Source organism: Staphylococcus sp. EG-SA-18 (assembly GCF_017151825.1).
Taxonomy (GTDB): Bacteria; Bacillota; Bacilli; order Staphylococcales; family Staphylococcaceae; genus Staphylococcus; species Staphylococcus aureus.
In genome coordinates, this window is record NZ_JACYVY010000054.1 from 1 (window position 1) to 5,637 (window position 5,637).

Below are 5,637 nucleotides of genomic sequence, written 5' to 3' on the forward strand. Positions count from 1 at the left end.
TTTATATATTGTCTCAATTTTTACCGCTTCTCATTGTAAAAAAATTACCATTTGTACAATATAGTGGCATAGAACTGACTAAAGCAGTCATTTACATACAACTTGTTCTATTTTTAATCGCCGCCACGACGATTATTTTAATTAATTTAAAAATTAAAAATCCAACAAAATTAGAATTAGAAGTTAAAGAACCTAAAAAATATATCATTCCATGGGCATTGCTTGGATTTGCATTGGTAATGATTTATCAAATGGTAGTGAGCATTGTATTAACGCAAATTTATGGTGGACAACAAGTAAGTCCTAATACAGAAAAGCTAATTATTATTGCTCGAAAAATACCTATATTTATCTTCTTTGTATCTATTATTGGTCCTTTATTAGAAGAATATGTATTCAGAAAAGTAATCTTTGGAGAATTATTTAATGCGATTAAAGGTAATCGTATCGTGGCATTTATTATTGCTACAACAGTAAGTTCATTAATATTTGCATTAGCACATAATGATTTCAAATTTATTCCAGTTTATTTTGGCATGGGTGTCATTTTTTCATTAGCATATGTTTGGACAAAACGGCTTGCTGTTCCAATTATTATCCATATGTTACAAAACGGATTTGTCGTTATATTCCAATTACTTAATCCTGAGGCTTTGAAAAAAGCCACGGAACAAGCGAATTTTATATATCACATTTTTATTCCATAATAAAAAAAACGAATCACACACGGATTATCGTCGCTGTGATTCGTTTTTATTTTTCTTTTTATTTCGCTTTACAAATAAGAATAGCATGATTGAAAATACCACCATCATAGAACATACAATTGCTAGCCAACTTTTACTATATGCAGTTGACGCACTTTTCTTATTATCTTCTTGTTTTTTAACTACTGTAAAATCGTCTTTTTCATGCGGTTCAAATGAGCGTTGTTTTGAATCCGGCTTATCTTCGGGCTTTTTCAAATCTGGCATTGATCCAATTTCACCAGTAATTAATGCGAGTACTTGTTCATCTAAATTACGATAGTACCTTTCTGATTTCAATGGATTGAAATATTGGAATCTAAAGTAATTCGATTGCTGTTGTAATCCATTTAAATATGCATTTCCGCTGAAATTTTGTTTTCGAATAATATTATAAATGTCTTCATCAGTAACTTCTCCATAATCTTTGCCCAACTTATTAATTTGATTTAAAATATACGGATTATACTTGTAAGCCCCATTTGCCAAGGCTAAAAATCGTTGGGATACAAAATCATTACCAGTAGGATTTTGTGAGTTTCCTTGATTCCCATTTGGTTGCCATTGACCTTGATTAGATCCATCTGAAGCATTTGGGTTCCATGTCCCCCCATTTTTCGAGCCACCAGAATGATTGGAATCCCCAGGTTGATCGGGATCTGGTGACGGGTTAGGATTTGGCTTATTAGGGTCTGGTTTTGGATTCGGATTTGGCTTTGGTTTATCTGGGTCTGGTTTTGGATCCGGTTTTGGTTTCGGGTTATCTGGATCTGGTTTAGGATTCGGACTTGGGTTTTGGTTATTTGGGTCTGGTTTTGAATCTGTACTTGGGTTTTGGTTGTTTGAGTCTGGCTTCACATTATTCGAATCAGGATTAGCATCACGACTATTCGAACCTGTTCCTTCATTACCCGTTTGATTTGATTCGTGAGGTGTCCCAGTCTCATTATTATTCATTTCACTATTTACTGATGGTGAAGTTATATTATGATTCAAATTAGTAGTTGGTTTTTCTCCATTTAAGTTATCCTTTGCTTCAACTGTGTGCGTTGCAAGCCCTAAACTACTACTACTTAAAATTAAAATACTTGTTGAAAGTAACATTTTCTTAAACCAATGATATGACATTTCACGAGACACCTCCCTTTTTCATGTAAGTATTAATCTAAGTATAATAAATATGCGTTGAAAATGCATTTATATTTGGAATTTGAAAATGAATATTAATATTCTTGAAATTTTCGTAAATATTGCTTTACAAGTACGAGTATAAATTTTATACTTAGTCTATTAAGTATTCTTTACTAAAGAAGGAGCAATAATTATGGGCTTATTTAAAAAAGATAAAAAAGCAATGACTTTTGACAATGCAATGGAAGAAAGACGTTCAATATATAATTTGAAAGATTCGATATCAATTAGCGATGACGAATTAGAATCAATGATTGCACATGCAGTTAAACATGTTCCTTCATCATTTAATTCTCAATCAACTAGAATTGTTCTCTTGTTAAATGACAACAATAATAAATTTTGGGATAACACAAAAGCAATTTTAAAAGAAGTCATGGGAGAGAATCGTGATTTCGAGCCAACTGAACAAAAAATTGATAACTTCAAACATTCATACGGTACAATTTTGTTTTATGAAGATCAAGATGTTGTAAGTGGTTTACAAGAACAAATGCCAAACTACTATGATAATTTTGCAATATGGTCAACTCAAACAAATGCCATGCATCAATTTGCAATTTGGACTGCATTAGCTACTAAAGGCATAGGTGCTTCATTACAACACTATAATCCACTTGTTGATGAGATGACTTCAAATGAATTTAATATTCCTAAAAGTTGGAAACTTATTGCTCAAATGCCATTTGGTGATATTCGTGAAGCTGCTGGCGAAAAAACATTTAATCCAGTGGAAGATCGTTTCGTAATAAAAAAATAATCAATATATTGTTAGGAATGGGACAGAAATGATAAAGAATCATTAGTTATTCATTATGTAGTAGTTCTTACACATTAGCCGCTGCTAATGTGCACTTAAGAATAGGAATACATGAGTAAAACTCATGTATAAGAAATACTAATTTCTAAAGAAAAAGTATTTCTTTATGTTAGAGCCCACCCCAACTTGCATTGTCTGTAGAAATTGGTGTTCCAATTTCTCTATGTTGGGGCCCCATCAACTACTGTCAATATAACATTGTAGAGCCTAGGACTTTGATTTTATGTCCTGGGCTCGTTTTTTGCGTTTCAACATAACTTTTAGTAAGTTATATATAAGATCTATCAAGGATGTGATGTTATGAAAGTCCAAATTTATCAATTACCGATTATTTTTGGAGATAGTTCTAAAAATGAAGCTCAAATAACGCAATGGTTCGAAAAAAATATGAATGCTGAAGTAGATGTAGTCGTTTTACCTGAAATGTGGAATAATGGCTATGATTTAGAGCATTTAAATGAAAAAGCAGATAATAATCTAGGACAAAGTTTTTCATTTATTAAACATTTAGCTGAAAAATATAAAGTCGATATCGTAGCTGGGTCAGTTTCTAACATTAGAAACTATCAAATATTTAATACAGCTTTTAGTGTGAATAAAAGTGGCCAGCTAATTAATGAATACGACAAAGTTCATTTAGTTCCTATGTTAAGAGAGCATGAATTTTTAACTGCTGGCGAAAACGTAGCTGAACCCTTTCAATTGTCTGACGGTACTTATGTGACCCAACTTATCTGTTATGATTTACGTTTTCCCGAATTATTAAGATATCCTGCTCGCAGTGGTGCTAAAATTGCATTTTATGTGGCGCAATGGCCTATGTCACGTCTTCAACATTGGCATTCATTACTAAAGGCACGTGCAATTGAAAATAATATGTTTGTCATTGGAACTAATAGCACTGGATTCGATGGTAACACAGAATATGCTGGTCATTCGATAGTTATAAACCCAAATGGAGATTTAGTTGGAGAATTAAATGAATCCGCAGATATTTTGACTGTAGATTTAAACTTAAATGAAGTAGAACAGCAACGCGAAAATATACCTATATTTAAAAGTATTAAATTAGATTTGTATAAATAAGAAGCGCCCGAAATAATAATTAACACATGTCATGACTAAACATAGATTTATGAGAGATTTTTCATAAGTCTATGTTTATTTTTTTATAGTAGATAACTCAGTAAGAATCCATTTCGCCCTTTGCAAATGAATGATTTTCTTAATTAAATTGATTAATTTTTTGACCTTTTCCAACATTAGACTTATTCATATATTTTAACGGTGGATCTCATAATGAGGATTAACTCTTCCCTTCTTTATTACAATAAAAAGGCCGCGAGCTTGGGAGGGGCTCACGACCATACTTATTATTAAGGGAATGTTTTACAGTTATTTTTTCAATCTATTTTTGGGGATGTTATTAATTATGAAAAAAATTTTATTTATCAAATAATGATAAATCGATGTTGTTTACGATAGCTTACATGCTAGAAATAATTATCTGTAATGATAATTAAGAAAAATACATAGCACTGAGTCCAAGGAAACTAACTCTACTAGCAAATGTTACTCACTTGCTAATTTTACATGGTTATTAAGTTGGGATGGCTTAATAACTCATACTTTTAGTACTATACGAAGATAACAAATTTACAATGAAAGTAATTAATTATTCATCTTATTTTTTAGTGAATTTGTTCACTGTGTCGATAATCCATTTTACTAAGTCACTGATTGTTGAAATGATATCTTGTGCCATTGAAATCACTCCTTCCTTAATTAAGATAAAAATTCTTAAAATTAAACAACTCATCAACTATTTTCCATCACATCTCTGTGATCTAGTTATATTAAAACATGCTAAAAGCATTTATTTTCCAATTTTTCTTAACTAGTCGTTTTTTATTCTTAACTGTAAATTTTTTTATGTTAAAATATTAAATACAAATTACATTTAACAGTTAAGTATTTATTTCCTACAGTTAGGCAATATAATGATAAAAGATTGTACTAAATCGTATAATGACAGTGAGGAGAGTGGTGTAAAATTGAATTATTTTGATAATAAAATTGACCAGTTTGCCACGTATCTTCAAAAGAGAAATAACTTAGATCATATTCAATTTTTGCAAGTACGATTAGGGATGCAGGTCTTAGCTAAAAATATAGGTAAATTAATTGTTATGTATACTATTGCCTATATTTTAAACATTTTTATCTTCACTTTAATTACTAATATATCGTTTTATCTAATTAGAAGGTATGCACATGGTGCACATGCACCTTCATCTTTTTGGTGTTATATAGAAAGCATTACACTTTTTATTGTGCTACCTCTATTAGTATTGCATTTTCATATTAATGAAACACTAATGATGTTTTTAGCATTAATAAGTGTTGGAGTAGTGATTAAATATGCACCTGCAGCCACTAAGAAGAAGCCTATCCCAGCGAGGCTTGTAAAGCAAAAAAGATATTTTTCAATTATAATTAGTACAATTCTTTTCATTATCACACTTTTTGTAAAAGAACCATATACCCAATTTATTCAACTGGGTATTATTATACAAGCTATTACATTACTACCAATATACTATTCAAAGGAGGACTAAATTATGAAAAAATTACTCAACAAAGTTATTGAGCTTTTAGTTGACTTTTTCAACAGCATCGGTTACAGAGCCGCGTATATAAATTGTGATTTTTTATTGGACGAAGCTGAAGTACCAAAAGAATTAACTCAATTACACGAATAACTATAAGAGAAAGTGTGATAGTAAGTGGAAGCATTAAATGATTATAATTACGTTTTATTTGTAATTGTTCAAGTTTCATTAATGTTCTTTATATCTGCATTTATTAGTGGAATAAGAT

Annotated in this window: 7 protein-coding genes; 5 read left to right on the forward strand and 2 right to left on the reverse strand. The window is 30.6% G+C overall.

Going from position 1 to position 5,637, the window contains the following annotated elements; translation table 11 throughout:
• Nucleotides 1–707: CPBP family intramembrane glutamic endopeptidase MroQ (gene mroQ / locus IDG66_RS11205; protein WP_206172197.1), on the forward strand; the 707-nt coding region annotated here is incomplete at its 5' end.
• A gap of 24 nt (nt 708–731) precedes the next feature.
• Here mroQ and IDG66_RS11210 read toward each other — a convergent pair.
• Entirely contained in the window at nt 732–1,874 is a 1,143-nt protein-coding gene (locus IDG66_RS11210; RefSeq protein WP_000120309.1) for an SdrH family protein, read from the reverse strand.
• A 196-nt stretch (nt 1,875–2,070) separates the two neighbouring features.
• Between IDG66_RS11210 and IDG66_RS11215 the strand changes: the two genes are divergently transcribed.
• Nucleotides 2,071–2,697, forward strand: a complete 627-nt coding sequence (locus tag IDG66_RS11215) for a nitroreductase family protein (protein WP_000522384.1) — start codon at nt 2,071–2,073, stop codon at nt 2,695–2,697.
• 360 nt (nt 2,698–3,057) lie between these two features.
• Nucleotides 3,058–3,843 (forward strand): carbon-nitrogen family hydrolase, encoded by a 786-nt coding sequence (locus IDG66_RS11220; RefSeq protein ID WP_000867941.1) that lies wholly within the window; start codon nt 3,058–3,060, stop codon nt 3,841–3,843.
• A 598-nt stretch (nt 3,844–4,441) separates the two neighbouring features.
• Here the strand turns inward: IDG66_RS11220 and hld are convergent.
• On the reverse strand, nt 4,442–4,522 hold the full coding sequence (gene hld, locus IDG66_RS14330; RefSeq protein ID WP_000046023.1) for a delta-hemolysin: 81 nt from the start codon (nt 4,520–4,522) through the stop codon (nt 4,442–4,444).
• A gap of 289 nt (nt 4,523–4,811) precedes the next feature.
• Between hld and IDG66_RS11230 the strand changes: the two genes are divergently transcribed.
• Both IDG66_RS11230 and agrD read left to right on the forward strand, forming a co-directional pair.
• Nucleotides 4,812–5,375 carry an accessory gene regulator AgrB gene (locus IDG66_RS11230; protein ID WP_001105705.1) on the forward strand — a complete coding sequence of 188 codons (564 nt, stop codon included), beginning with the start codon at nt 4,812–4,814 and terminating at the stop codon, nt 5,373–5,375.
• Between the two features lie 3 nt (nt 5,376–5,378).
• Nucleotides 5,379–5,519, forward strand: coding sequence for a cyclic lactone autoinducer peptide AIP-III precursor (agrD, locus tag IDG66_RS11235; protein WP_000735197.1), 141 nt, complete (start codon nt 5,379–5,381; stop codon nt 5,517–5,519).
• Nucleotides 5,520–5,637: the final 118 nt, after the last annotated feature.